The organism is Marinomonas sp. FW-1 (genome assembly GCF_005222245.1).
GTDB classification, from domain to species: Bacteria; Pseudomonadota; Gammaproteobacteria; order Pseudomonadales; family Marinomonadaceae; genus Marinomonas; species Marinomonas alcarazii.
On the sequence record NZ_CP025987.1, the window covers coordinates 936,181 to 948,809 of the forward strand.

A 12,629-nucleotide genomic window follows, 5' to 3' on the forward strand; every position below is an offset into this window, starting at 1 on the left:
GCTGCAAAATTAGGTGTCTATAATCAGCGTATAAATTGAATATTTAAGACATTGATTGGCGTATAAAGGAAAGCTAACCGGCTTTTGCTAATCAGTGTCTTGCTCAGAACATTGATATGTTGAACCTACAGCATGTCAATTACAGCGCCAACGTGGTGTAGCAGTTAGCCTAGTAACGAATGCCTATAGTTACTAACGTCTCTGCTACGAGGGGAAATGGGGAGCTTCGGCTCCCTTTTTTTATGCCAAATTTTTGTTATCGCTTCGTGACAATTATAAAGAATGTTATTCTCTTCCTGTGTCGCACAGGAAGGTAAGTCGATACTGCAAATCATTTCCCCTTTAGTACTATATTCGATCAATGAGGCTACACCTTTGACTGACGTTAAACGACCAAAAGATCAGCTGAAAGCGCATATTCGAGCTCAAAACCAAATGCTCATTCTTGAAACATCAGAGCGTGTTTTTGCTCGACAAGGTCTGGCAAAAACAACGACTCAGATGATTGCTGATGAAGCTGGCTTACCAAAGGCCAATGTGCATTACTATTACCGCTCTAAGAAAGATTTACTAGAAGCCGTATTAGAACGTATTTTGCGCCTATGGTTGGATTCGGTGAGTGAGTTTAATGCGGAAGAAGGTCCAAAGCTTAATCTAACCCGTTATATTAGCGAAAAAATTGATCAATCTCGCGCCAATAAAAATGCCTCTAAAATCTTTGCAATGGCACTAATTGGTGAAGAGGCTTTTGTTCTAGATTATCTGAGAAACTTATTCGTAACGGAATTAAGTCGAGAGAAAGCAACAATTCAACAGTGGGTTGCTCAGGGCTTGATGGCTCCGGTGTCGACTGAACATCTTTTTATTAGTATTTGGGCTATGACTCAAACTTATGCAGATTTTGATGCGCAAGTAAAAATTATGCTGCAAAAAGATGAGTTAGAAGAAAGTGATTACGAAGAAGCTAAACACTTTATTACTCGTATGGTGTTAGCCGGCTGTGACGTAAAAGGGTAGCTAAAGGAGCATCTTTATGACATTAGAAAGTGGCATTACCTTCTTTCTCGCTATCTTTATTTTTAGCATCACTCCAGGTCCTGGTATTTTTGCTATCTTGGCAAGAAGCATGACCAAAGGTGCGCGGGCTTGTGTATCGCTTAGTCTTGGTATGGTGTTAAGCGATATTATTTACTTGGTGATGGCGTGCTATGGTTTGGCTGCGATAGCATCCACATGGGAGAGTGCATTTTTAGTCATACGATATGCAGGTGCGGCCTATTTGCTGTATTTAGGCTGGAAAATGTGGACGTCTCCTGTCTCTTCTGCTTCAGCAGATGTTGGCACGACGAGCGGTGAAATGGCGAGTTTTATGCAAGGTTTTATGATTTCAGCATCGAACCCCAAAGTGATTCTTTTTTATGTGGCTTTTTTGCCGACCTTTATGGATTTAACTGTTCTTGCTGGTGTTGATATTGTATTGGCTTCTTTTTTGGCCTTTATTGCTCTTTTGCTTGGTCTTACCATTATTTCAGTTTGTGCTTCTCAAGCGCGACGGTTTATGAAATCTGAGCGTTCAATGAAATCATTGAATCGAACCGCTGGCGGTATTATGGCAAGTGCTGGTGTATTTCTTGCTGTGAAGAGCTAGCGTGTTTTTTTGTTTACTCTACTGTTTTAAAAATACCGCTTTGATAGAAAAAAGGCCCTTCTTTAGAAGGGCCTTTTGATTTGGAGTTGTATTGATTAGCGCGTTCCGTATATACGGTCGCCAGCATCACCTACGCCAGGTCGGATATAGGCGTGCTCATCAAGGCCACGGTCAATTGAACCTATGTACATGGCAACGTCAGGGTGTGCTTCTTTAAAGACTTGAATGCCTTCTGGTGCGGCAAATAGACAGATAAAGCGAATGTCCGTTGCGCCCATTTCTTTCATTTTCTCGATCGCCATGATCGCAGAGTTGCCTGTTGCTAGCATAGGATCGACAACAATGATGGTGCGCTCATTCACTGAATGTGGCATTTTTAGATAGTATTCGACAGGTTGTTTTGTCTCAGGGTCTCGGTATAAGCCAACATGGCCAACTCGAGCGCTTGGCGATAATTTTAATACGCCTTCAGCAAGCCCGTTCCCGGCTCTCATTATTGTGACGATACAAAGCTTTTTGCCTTTTAATACAGGGCACATGGCTTTTTCTAATGGTGTCTCTATTTCAATGTCGACAGTTTCTAAATCTCTGGTGGCTTCATAACCAATGAGGGTGCCAAGTTCTTCTACCAACATTCGAAATTCACGCGTGCTGGTATTTTTGTCACGTAGACTTGTTAACTTGTGTTTAACAAAAGGGTGCTTTACCACATGGATATCTTGGTAAGCGTTAAGGATTTCATCGCGGGTCATTGGCCATTCCTTTCTAATCACTAAGGGAGTGTGAATGTAAGTGAGTTATCGTTTCATCATTTAGCTAATAATAGCATTAAGTAAGAATTGACCAAATAACTAATCCTGTCTGTATGGTTAGATTGGCTCTTGAAGTAAGCAAGTATTTGGGAAAATAACGGAAAGTATTGTTTTCGGTAAGATCGTCATTACATAGAAGGTATCAGAAAGAGTAGTCATTAGCTGTTGATCGCTGGGCTGTTTTTAACAACGAGGCAATGTGTGAGACCTTAATAATGAATGATGATGAACAATATATAGATGAACACGAAGTCAATGATGTAATGGATGGGGCTGACGATATCGAGATTAGTGACCCTAAAGGTTTAGCTTTACCTGATGATGTTTTGCCTGAGACGCTATTTATTTTACCTATTTCTAGTCGTCCATTTTTTCCCGCGCAGGTTCAGCCTGTCATGGTTGATGCACAGCAATGGGAAGAGACTCTGGAGCGAATTGCTGAGCACCCACAAGCGGCTGTTGGTTTGGTCTACGCGGATAAGAAGGCAAAGAAAGAGCCTTCGGTCAATGAGTTTCGATCTATCGGTTGTGTTGCCCGAGTTCATAGAGCCGAGAAGCAAAACGACAAATTAACGTTTTTGGCGCAGGGCGTGAAGCGGTTTGAGGTTGTTGAGTGGTTAAGTGAAGAGGCGCCTTATCTGGCGCGTGTTCGTTATATTAACGATGTTAAATCAAATGATGATGAGTCAAAAGCGTACTCAATTGCGATCCTTGATGCTATTAAGCAATTGATTCGTTTGAACCCTTTATTTAGTGAAGATTTAAAACAGTATCTAGGGCGCTTTTCCTTTAATGAATCTGGTCTGTTAGCCGATTTTGCCGCGTCTATCACTTCTGCAGATGCTGAAGAACTGTACGATGTTTTGGCAACGATTCCGATTCCTGCGCGTATGCATTCGGCGTTGACGCTGCTGCGCAAAGAGTTAGAAATTGCTCGCTTACAAAATGAAATTAGCGCAGAAGTGAACGATAAAATCAGTAAGCATCAGCGTGACTTCTTTCTAAAAGAACAGCTGAAAATTATCCAAAAAGAGTTGGGAATTTCAAAGGACGATCGTACTTCAGATGTTGAAACGTTTGAAGCGCGCTTGGAAGGCAAAATTCTTCCTAAAGCTGTAAATGATAAGATTCAAGAGGAGTTGCATAAGCTCAGTATTCTGGAAACGGGTTCTCCAGAGTATGGTGTTACGCGTAATTACTTGGATTGGGCGACAGCGCTGCCTTGGGGAATTCATTCTAAAGATAATCTCGACATCAAGCTGGCTCGTGAGGTTTTGGAATCTCATCACGCGGGCCTTGGTGATATCAAAGATCGTATTGTGGAATTTTTGGCGCTCGGCGCGCATCGCGGTGAGATGGGAGGAAGTATTCTTCTTCTTGTTGGCCCTCCAGGTGTTGGTAAAACGTCCATTGGTAAATCGATCGCGGAGTCTTTGAATCGTAAATTCTATCGCTTTAGCCTTGGTGGTATGCGCGATGAAGCTGAAATTAAAGGTCATCGACGCACTTATATAGGCGCTTTACCGGGTAAGTTTGTGCAAGCGCTGAAAGATGTTGAGGTTGAAAACCCTGTCATTATGTTGGATGAGATCGATAAGATTGGCTCTTCTTTCCAAGGCGATCCTGCGTCTTCTTTATTGGAAGCCTTGGATCCAGAGCAAAATGTTGAATTTCTCGATCATTATTTAGACATGCGTATCGATTTATCAAAAGCCTTATTTATTTGTACAGCAAACCAGCTGGATACTATCCCTGCGCCTTTGTTAGACAGGATGGATGTGATTCGGTTGTCTGGTTACATAAGTGATGAAAAATTGGCGATTGCTAAGCAGCACTTATGGCCAAAATTGCTGAAGAAGAATAAGTTGCTTAAGAAGCAGTTGAATATTACGGATGCAGCGTTGCGACATATTATCGAACATTATGCTCGTGAAGCTGGGGTTCGTGGATTGGATAAATTGCTACAAAAAATCTTGCGTAAGAGTGTTGTGGAACTGATTACGGGAGAGAAAGAGCAAATCAATGTAGGTGTTAAAGATGTCGAAACCTTGTTGGGTATGCCTTATTTCAGACCTGAGAAAACCTTACAAGGCGTTGGTGTGGTAACAGGTCTGGCTTGGACGTCTATGGGCGGGGCGACATTGCCGATTGAAGCGAATAAAGTGCATGAACTAACACGTGGCTTAAAACTCACTGGTAAGCTGGGGGATGTGATGAAGGAATCCGCTGAAATTGCTTATTCCTATGTATTCTCGCACACCAAGAGCTACCAGAAATCGCCAGAGTTTTTTGATAAGAGTCTTGTGCATTTGCATGTGCCTGAAGGCGCAACGCCGAAGGACGGCCCAAGTGCTGGTATTACGATGGCAACGGCTTTGATGTCATTGGCAAGAAATGAACCGATACGTCGAGGCTTAGCAATGACTGGTGAGCTTACTTTAACAGGCCAAGTGCTTGCTGTTGGTGGTATTCGAGAAAAAATCATTGCTGCGAAACGCAGTAAGATTAGTGAGATCATCTTGCCAGAGCCTAACCGCCGAGATTTTGAAGAGCTGCCAGAATCGGTGAAAGAAGGTATGACGGTGCATTTCGCAGAGCGTTTTGCTGATGTCGAAAAAATCGTTTTTAATCGAACGAATAATGACCTTCACTAAATTATCTGCATGACGAGTGTGAAGTAAGCATTTTCTCAATTGCCTATACATGAGAAAATAAAGGATCGGACAAGTACTCACTTGTCCGATTTTTTTATTTTTTCGTATCGTTGTCGTTCAGTAAAAACGGCATTTTTAGGGGAAACAAATGCCTAGTCCGGCAAAGCTTACAGAAGGTTCAACCTTTAAACATGTTGTTAGTATGTCTGCTACTGGCGCGTTTGGCCTGATGTGCATGTTTTTGGTCGACCTCGTCGACATGCTTTTCCTCTCTATGTTGGGTGAAAAGGAAGCGGTTGCGGCCGTTGGATTCGCCAGCACGATTATGTTTTTTACCATCTCTTTAAGCATTGCTGTATCAATCGCTGCAACGGCATTGGTATCCAGGGCAATTGGAGAAGGTCAAATTGAATTGGCCAAGCGGCGTGCCGTGAATGTGTTGGCGTTCGGTATTTTTTTCTCGACTGGGATTGTGTGGCTTTTGTGGTCTAATATCCCTCATATCTTGTTGTATATAGGTGCGACAGGGCGAGCATTGGACTTAGCTACCGGATATTTGCAGATTTTAGTTCTTGGTATGCCGGCAGTAATGATTGGCATGATTGGCTCTGGCATTATGCGAGCATTAGGCGATGCACGTCGAGCAATGTACGCCACTATGATTGGCGGCTTAGTTAACGCGGTACTGGACCCGATTTTCATTTTTGCATTTGGCTTGGGGGTGCAAGGGGCGGCCATCGCTTCTTTGATCGCGCGTTTTTCTATGGTGGCTGTGTCTTATTATGGCGTTGTCCATATCCATAAAATGTTAGGCGAATTTGATTTGATGGATTTTTTTGAGGACGTTAAATCTATCTCCCTAATTGCTGTTCCTGCCATGTTAACCAATATGTCTTCGCCGCTAGCAAACGCCATTGTAATGGAGCACACGGCTTCTTTTGGTGATGATGCCGTGGCCGCAGTCGCAGTTATTGGACGCATTATTCCTGTTGTTTTTGGTGGTATATTTGCTTTGTCTGGCGCGGTGGGGCCTATATTGGGTCAGAATTATGGAGCAGGGCGTTTTGATAGAATGCACAGTGCAATCAGCAGTGCAGTGATTTATGCATTTGGATACTGTTTAGTGCTTTGTTTTTGCCTTTATCAGATGCAGGACTGGCTGATTTCTGTGTTTCATGCGTCACAGGGCAGTGCTGATTTGATTCGCTTTTTTGCTACCTTTGTTTCTTTTAGCTTTTTCTTTCAAAGCTTACTTTTTATTGCGATTGCGGTTTTCAATAATCTTGGTAGGCCGCTAAACAGTACCTTGTTAAATTTTGGCCGAGCGACACTAGGTACTTGGCCTTTGATTACTTTCTTCTCTTTGTTTATGGGCGCTGAAGGGATTCTTTTTGGTCAGGCGATCGGGTCTGTTATCTTTGGTTGTTTGGGTTTTTATATGGCTAGAAACTATATTACTGAACTAGAAGAAAAAGAAGCCCGTGAGATTCTGCCTAGTAACCTTCACAACTACGATGAAATTATCTAAGCGTTAATTTTCTCTGTACATCATGGGCGATGACCTTATCGACGTGTCGCCCAAAGTAAAAATTCTTGGTTGCCATCTCCGCCCTTGATCGGACTTTCTATATAGCATTTCACTTCGAACCCTAGTCCTTGGATAACGTCTTTGATGTCTTTTTCAAGCTGCTTTACTCGTAGTTTGTCTTTGACTATACCGCCTTTTCCAATGAAGTCTTTGCCTACTTCAAACTGAGGTTTTACTAGCGTTATTAGGTGACCTTTTTCGCAGAGTAAGTCTGGTAGCTGTGGCAAAATTTTTGTTTGTGAAATAAAAGAGACGTCCATAACGACAAGGTCGAAACCATTTTCTGGGAAGTGTTCGTTTAGATCTGTAACCGATAGGTGGCGAGCGTTGATGCCCTCTAAGCAAATAATGTCCTTATTATCTCGTAAGCGCGGATCGAGTTGGTCGTGGCCTACTTCTACACCGACAACTTTTGCTGCGCCATGTTGAATAGCACAATCGCTAAAGCCTCCGGTAGATTGGCCGATATCTAGTACGTATAAACCTTCAATGTTTAAGTTTGTGTATTGCAAGGCTCCTTCAAGTTTTAGGGCACCGCGCGAAACGTACCTATCAGCGTCGTTTTGTTGGATCGTAATTTCGGTATCCCCAGGGAGCTTTAGACTGGCCTTGGTAACGTTTATCCAGTGTTCACCTTGTTTGTAAGATACTCGACCTTCACTTATAAAGGTTTGCGCTTGCGAGCGAGATTTTGCAAGGCCTTGCTCAGTGAGGATTAGATCAATACGTAACATGGGGAGCTCTTCAGTAAGATAATAAGCGCGAATATTAGCAAAAAATGAATAATCAAAGTAGATTTAAAAGAAACTGAAATGTTCTGTTTGACGAGCGTTAATGAGTGTCTGAGGAAAAGCCTGTGCTATTAAAAACATTAATAAATACAAATGAATTGGCTACATTGCTTGGGCAGCCAAATGTCGTTGTTTTGGATTGCCGATTTTATTTGACTGATCATGCTAAAGGGCGGTCTGAATATGAAAAAGGCCACATTCCTGGCGCTATTTTTGTGGATGTTCATCATGAGTTAGCTTCGCCAGAAACACAAACAACTGGTCGACACCCTCTGCCGGATGAAAATGTCTTCTCGAAGCAGTTACAGGATTGGGGGATAGAGACTCACTCTAAAGTGGTGGTTTACGATGATATGGGCGGAGCTATCGCTGCCCGAGCTTGGTGGATGTTGAGTCAGCAAGACATTGATGTGCGCGTGTTAAATGGTGGCTTTCCTGCTTGGGTTAAAGAAGGTCGAGATGTCTCACAAACACCTACTGTTCCAGTAGCGGCAGAGCATAAAGTAGCTGTATCATTTCCTTGGGCTATTACCGAGCAAGCGGTTATCGAAAATTTTGAAACCAATCAATTCCAGCTGGTGGATGCTAGGTCATCAGACAGGTTTAATGGGGAAAATGAGACAATGGACCCTGTTGCAGGTCATATCCCTGGAGCCATTAATCGACCGTTTGCCGATAACTTGGATCCAGATGGCTACTTTAAGCCCGCGGAACAACTTCATGTCGAGTGGCAGGATTGGTTATCAGATGATTGTGATGCTTATGTTTATTATTGTGGATCTGGTGTGACGGCTTGCCATAATGTCTTGGCATTAAACTACGCTGGAATAGGTGCTAAGCAAGTTTATGTTGGGTCTTGGAGTCAATGGGCTAAGCGTATGCTGCGAGCGACGGCTTTGTGATGTCATGGGGCTTAGCCTTAGGTTAAGCCCCATGCCTTGTTTTATAAGAGGCAAGCTTTCTATTTTGGTGTTGTGCCTGCCATGAATATTTGCACTTGCTGGTGTGTTTCCCCCCAGATGTGCGACTTGATAGCCATTAAGAAATGCTCAGCCTCTTTTAGTGAAACAATACCATCTATTAACTTGATTCCTATGCCTTCTTGGGTGAAGAAAAACTGCCAAGTATGTTTATCAATAATGGCTTCACCTTCGCCGTTATTGTAGCTTACTTGCTGGAAAGGGTAGTCACTAGGAATAAAGCAGGAAAGCTCTTGTCCTGAGATGCCATAATTTAGATCTGGGATATAGCCTTGACGGTCTACTAGTTCGAACTTCATAGAGAACTCCTTGTTTTTTATTAAGATTAGCTTAGGACTTCTCTACTTGCTGCATTTCTTGATGTAATTCTTTTAAAAAAGGGAATTAGGTGTTTTTTATTGTCTGACACGTTGTAAAATATCGTCTTTTCAAAATCACTTCTGGCTTTAAAAAAAGGTAGCTCGCATGAAAATAGCGGTGGCAGGAACTGGATACGTAGGCATTTCAAATGCTCTCTTATTAGCCAAACACAATCAGGTAGTCGCCTTAGATATCTTTGCTCAGAAGGTCGACATGCTCAACAACAAGCAGTCTCCTATAGAAGATCGTGATATTGAACGCTATCTGGTCGAAGAGAACCTTAACTTTGTTGCCACCTTAGACAAAGAAGAAGCTTACTGTGATGCTGATTATGTAATCATTGCAACGCCTACAGATTACGATCCAGAAACAAACTATTTTAATACCAAGCATGTTGAGTCGGTCATTCAAGATGTAATAAGCATTAATCCAAATGCGGTTATGGTGGTTAAATCTACGGTACCAGTGGGGTTTACCAAGTCAGCAAGTGAGCGTTATGCGACTGATAATCTGTTGTTTTCACCTGAGTTTTTGCGTGAAGGCAAAGCGCTATATGACAACTTGTTTCCTTCCCGAATTATTGTTGGTGAGGAGTCTGAAAGGGCTCGGGTTTTTGCTCACTTGCTTGTTCAGGGAGCGGAAAAAACTGACATTGATGTACTACTTACAGGCTCTACAGAAGCGGAAGCCATTAAGCTGTTTGCAAACACTTATTTAGCGATGCGCGTAGCATTTTTTAATGAATTAGACAGCTACGCGGAATCTCATCATTTAGACAGTCGTCAAATCATTCAAGGTGTGGGCTTAGACCCTCGTATTGGTAGCCATTACAATAATCCCTCATTTGGTTACGGTGGCTATTGCCTGCCTAAAGATACTAAGCAGCTACTTGCAAACTATGACAAGGTGCCGAATAACCTAGTACGTGCGATTGTCGACGCTAATGCCACTCGTAAAGATTTTATTGCAGAATCAATTCTAAAAAATAACCCTAAAGTTGTTGGTATCTACCGTTTGGTGATGAAAGTTGGATCGGATAATTTTCGGGCATCGGCCATTCAAGGAGTCATGAAGCGTATAAAAGCAAAAGGAGTTGAGGTGGTAGTGTATGAACCCTCTCTTCTAGAAGATAACTTTTTTAATTCCAGAGTCATTAAAGATTTAGAAGAGTTTAAGGCTTTATCAGATGTTATTGTCGCTAACCGAATGACCGATGATATGCTAGATGTGAAAGATAAAGTTTATACACGTGATTTGTTTGGTGGGGATGTTTGAATGGCGAAGAAGGATTTAGCTTATCTCAAAGGCCGCCTATCTCGAATTCGTTATTATTTATGTGAAGGCTTGGCTCTTCGTCGATCTGTTAAATCGGTAGAGATGTTGTTGGCTGACGTTGATGTGACAAGTGACTTACAGAATAGAGTCGACTATTATTGCAAGCTTAATCAGCCATTCTCTCCATCAGCTAAGGCTGTCTCTGTCGCAACCTTTAAAAAAACAAAAAGTTTTGTATATTACGCAGATACAAAGCGTGTGGTTCGCCATTTTCCTAAAAATAAAAGATTTGACTATGTTTTTGGTGATGTGACTGATGTGCCTGATACTCCGTCTTTTGTGAAAAGCCGTCCAATATCTGAAGATAACCAGAACTCCGTACTTCTCAAGCTAAATGCTATTCGTCACTATAAGTTTTTATCTGATTCGCTAGAGTTTGAAAATAAACGTCCTCTTGCTGTATGGCGAGGTATGGTGTATCACCAGCATCGGCGTGACTTTGTTGATATGTACTGGGGCAGCAACTTAGCTAATATAGGCCATAATGATGAGAAACTATCCTATGAGCCTAGTTATAAAGGTTTTTTATCAATTCAAGAGCAGCTTAATTACCGTTATATCATTAGTGTTGAAGGAAAGGATGTAGCAACCAATTTAAAGTGGGCCATGGCATCTAATTCCTTAGTTATGATGCGCAGACCAAGGTTTGAAACATGGTTTATGGAAGGCTTGCTTGTGCCAGGGGTTCATTACGTTGAATTGAAAGAGGACTTTTCTGATCTGGAAGAGAAGATTGAATATTACAACCTTCATACTAGCGAGGCATTAGAGATAATTGAGTGTGCCCATAAGCATGTCTCACAATTTTTTGATAAGGATAAAGAGCAGTTAGTGTCATTACTGGTAGCTAAGAAGTATTTTGGGTTAGTTGAAGATAATTGAAATAGAGACGGTTGAATTTATGTCTACAGTTGGTGTACTACTTATTGTCAAAAATGAAGGTAAGATGTTAGCGAAATGCTTGTCGTCTGTAGCATCATGGGCAGATCAGATTGTGGTTGTAGATTCAGGTAGTGATGATAACACAATAGAGATTGCACGCTCCTTTACCTCTGATGTTTATGTTCATTCAGATTGGCCTGGATTTGGTAAGCAGCGGCAAATTGCACAAAGCTATATAAACACAGATTGGGTGTTTGCGATTGATGCAGATGAGGAAGTTTCTGAAGCTCTTCAGCAAAGTATCTTAGCTGCAGTTAAGTTAAATGAGCCAGTATTGTATCGACTTGATCGTTTGAGTAGTGCTTTTGGCAAACGTATTAGTCATTCTGGATGGAGTCCTGATTGGATAGTGAGGCTTTACCCTCGAGAGTTTGCTTCGTATAACGATGCGCTTGTCCACGAAAAGGTGGTCTCGGACAGGTCATTGGGTAGTAAGAAGTTGTCTGGTCATCTATACCATGATACTTATTCGAGTTTAGCTCATTACTCCGCTAAGACGACGGGTTACCTTAAAGCTTGGGCGGATGATCGTGAAGGGAAGAAGTCTTCATCAGTGTCAAAAGCTATATCACATGCACTGGCCTGTTTTATAAAAATGTATTTTGTTAAACGTGGCTTTCTAGATGGTCGGCATGGTTTTATTTTAGCGTGGTTAGCCGCACATTCTACATTTTATAAGTATATTGATTTATGGCTACGAGAGTATCAAAAGAAATGAAAATTAGTTTAATCGTCACCACTTATAATTGGAAAGAAGCGCTTGCTATTACACTAGAAAGTATCAAAGAGCAGATCTTGCTTCCTTATGAGGTTATTGTGGCTGATGATGGCTCTAGTGAGGATACTAAATCGTTAATCGAAGCCTATCAATTGAACTATCCCACTCGCCTTGTTCATTCATGGCAGGAGGATAAAGGCTTTCGTTTGGCTGCTAGTCGTAATAAAGCTATTGCAAAGGCTCAAGGTGATTATCTAATCATTGTAGATGGAGACCTTTATTTACCAACTAGTTTTGTCGCTTCTCATTCTAGCGCAGCAAAAGAAAATTGTTTCGTTCAAGGAGGTAGGGTTCTTCTGGGGCCGAATATTAGTAAAAAAGTTATGGAGGTTGGGTATAAACCACACTTTTTTAGTGCTGATATTAGAAATCGTCATAATATGCTAAATTCAGAGTTGCTTAGTAACTGGTTTACAAAAATAAAGAACAATGACAAGTCTACTCGAGGGTGTAATTTTGCTCTCTGGAAAAAAGATGCCATATATGTAAACGGTTACAATGAAGACTTTGAAGGTTGGGGGCGAGAAGATAGTGAAATGGTTATTCGTTTGCTAAATAGTGGTTTAGATCGCATTTACCTGAAATTTAAGGCAGTTGGCTATCATATATATCATAAAGAAAGCAGTCGAGGAATGCTTGAGAAGAACCAAGAGATTTATCAGAAAGCTATTGATCAATGTCTGACTAAGTGTGTTAATGGATTGGATAAATATACTTCATGAAAAGGGTCATTATCGCGAA

12 protein-coding genes are annotated in these 12,629 nt (G+C 41.7%); 9 read left to right on the forward strand and 3 right to left on the reverse strand.

The window, feature by feature from the left end; all coding sequences use genetic code 11:
• Nucleotides 1-375 precede the first annotated feature (375 nt).
• Nucleotides 376-1,017, forward strand: a complete 642-nt coding sequence (locus C1X04_RS04345; RefSeq protein ID WP_110575430.1) for a TetR/AcrR family transcriptional regulator — start codon at nucleotides 376-378, stop codon at nucleotides 1,015-1,017.
• A gap of 16 nt (nucleotides 1,018-1,033) precedes the next feature.
• Entirely contained in the window at nucleotides 1,034-1,648 is a 615-nt protein-coding gene (locus tag C1X04_RS04350) for a LysE family translocator (RefSeq protein WP_137169260.1), read from the forward strand.
• 95 nt (nucleotides 1,649-1,743) lie between these two features.
• Here the strand turns inward: C1X04_RS04350 and upp are convergent, their stop codons facing one another.
• On the reverse strand, nucleotides 1,744-2,400 hold the full coding sequence (gene upp / locus C1X04_RS04355; RefSeq protein ID WP_110575434.1) for a uracil phosphoribosyltransferase: 657 nt from the start codon (nucleotides 2,398-2,400) through the stop codon (nucleotides 1,744-1,746).
• Nucleotides 2,401-2,675: 275 nt separating this feature from the next.
• On the opposite strand from upp, the gene lon reads away from it, so the two are divergent.
• Nucleotides 2,676-5,114: an endopeptidase La gene (gene lon / locus C1X04_RS04360; RefSeq protein ID WP_110575437.1), complete on the forward strand. Its 2,439-nt coding sequence runs from the start codon at nucleotides 2,676-2,678 to the stop codon at nucleotides 5,112-5,114.
• Nucleotides 5,115-5,262: 148 nt separating this feature from the next.
• Nucleotides 5,263-6,642 (forward strand): MATE family efflux transporter, encoded by a 1,380-nt coding sequence (locus C1X04_RS04365; RefSeq protein WP_110575439.1) that lies wholly within the window; start codon nucleotides 5,263-5,265, stop codon nucleotides 6,640-6,642.
• 35 nt (nucleotides 6,643-6,677) lie between these two features.
• Here C1X04_RS04365 and C1X04_RS04370 read toward each other — a convergent pair whose 3' ends face one another.
• Nucleotides 6,678-7,436: a TlyA family RNA methyltransferase gene (locus C1X04_RS04370; protein ID WP_110575441.1), complete on the reverse strand. Its 759-nt coding sequence runs from the start codon at nucleotides 7,434-7,436 to the stop codon at nucleotides 6,678-6,680.
• Between the two features lie 122 nt (nucleotides 7,437-7,558).
• Between C1X04_RS04370 and C1X04_RS04375 the strand changes: the two genes are divergently transcribed.
• Entirely contained in the window at nucleotides 7,559-8,395 is an 837-nt protein-coding gene (locus tag C1X04_RS04375; RefSeq protein WP_110575666.1) for a sulfurtransferase, read from the forward strand.
• 59 nt (nucleotides 8,396-8,454) lie between these two features.
• On the opposite strand, the gene C1X04_RS04380 is transcribed toward C1X04_RS04375, so the two are convergent.
• Nucleotides 8,455-8,772: a hypothetical protein gene (locus C1X04_RS04380; protein WP_110575443.1), complete on the reverse strand. Its 318-nt coding sequence runs from the start codon at nucleotides 8,770-8,772 to the stop codon at nucleotides 8,455-8,457.
• Nucleotides 8,773-8,938: 166 nt separating this feature from the next.
• On the opposite strand from C1X04_RS04380, the gene C1X04_RS04385 reads away from it, so the two are divergent.
• Genes C1X04_RS04385 through C1X04_RS04400 form a run of 4 tightly spaced genes read left to right on the forward strand, consistent with a single transcriptional unit; the run spans nucleotide 8,939 to nucleotide 12,610 of the window.
• A complete protein-coding gene (locus C1X04_RS04385; protein WP_137169261.1) occupies nucleotides 8,939-10,108 on the forward strand; it encodes a nucleotide sugar dehydrogenase in 1,170 nt (389 codons plus the stop codon).
• Nucleotides 10,109-11,050, forward strand: coding sequence for a glycosyl transferase family 90 (locus C1X04_RS04390; protein WP_110575448.1), 942 nt, complete (start codon nucleotides 10,109-10,111; stop codon nucleotides 11,048-11,050). It abuts the gene before it with no gap.
• A 19-nt stretch (nucleotides 11,051-11,069) separates the two neighbouring features.
• Complete coding sequence (locus C1X04_RS04395) at nucleotides 11,070-11,828, forward strand: glycosyltransferase family 2 protein (protein ID WP_137169262.1); 759 nt, start codon at nucleotides 11,070-11,072, stop codon at nucleotides 11,826-11,828.
• Nucleotides 11,801-12,610: a glycosyltransferase family 2 protein gene (locus C1X04_RS04400; RefSeq protein ID WP_254682326.1), complete on the forward strand. Its 810-nt coding sequence runs from the start codon at nucleotides 11,801-11,803 to the stop codon at nucleotides 12,608-12,610. The genes C1X04_RS04395 and C1X04_RS04400 overlap by 28 nt, the downstream gene beginning before the upstream one ends.
• The last annotated feature ends 19 nt before the right edge of the window (nucleotides 12,611-12,629 follow it).

Bases quoted from the DNA above. Each gene is read 5' to 3' on its own strand.
- C1X04_RS04380 (WP_110575443.1), bottom strand. From the start codon at position 8,772: ATGAAGTTCGAACTAGTAGACCGTCAAGGCTATATCCCAGATCTAAAT.
- C1X04_RS04365 (WP_110575439.1), top strand. From the start codon at position 5,263: ATGCCTAGTCCGGCAAAGCTTACAGAAGGTTCAACCTTTAAACATGTT.
- C1X04_RS04390 (WP_110575448.1), top strand. From the start codon at position 10,109: ATGGCGAAGAAGGATTTAGCTTATCTCAAAGGCCGCCTATCTCGAATT.
- upp (WP_110575434.1), bottom strand. From the start codon at position 2,400: ATGACCCGCGATGAAATCCTTAACGCTTACCAAGATATCCATGTGGTA.
- C1X04_RS04400 (WP_254682326.1), top strand. From the start codon at position 11,801: ATGGCTACGAGAGTATCAAAAGAAATGAAAATTAGTTTAATCGTCACC.
- C1X04_RS04385 (WP_137169261.1), top strand. From the start codon at position 8,939: ATGAAAATAGCGGTGGCAGGAACTGGATACGTAGGCATTTCAAATGCT.
- C1X04_RS04370 (WP_110575441.1), bottom strand. From the start codon at position 7,436: ATGTTACGTATTGATCTAATCCTCACTGAGCAAGGCCTTGCAAAATCT.
- C1X04_RS04350 (WP_137169260.1), top strand. From the start codon at position 1,034: ATGACATTAGAAAGTGGCATTACCTTCTTTCTCGCTATCTTTATTTTT.
- lon (WP_110575437.1), top strand. From the start codon at position 2,676: ATGAATGATGATGAACAATATATAGATGAACACGAAGTCAATGATGTA.
- C1X04_RS04395 (WP_137169262.1), top strand. From the start codon at position 11,070: ATGTCTACAGTTGGTGTACTACTTATTGTCAAAAATGAAGGTAAGATG.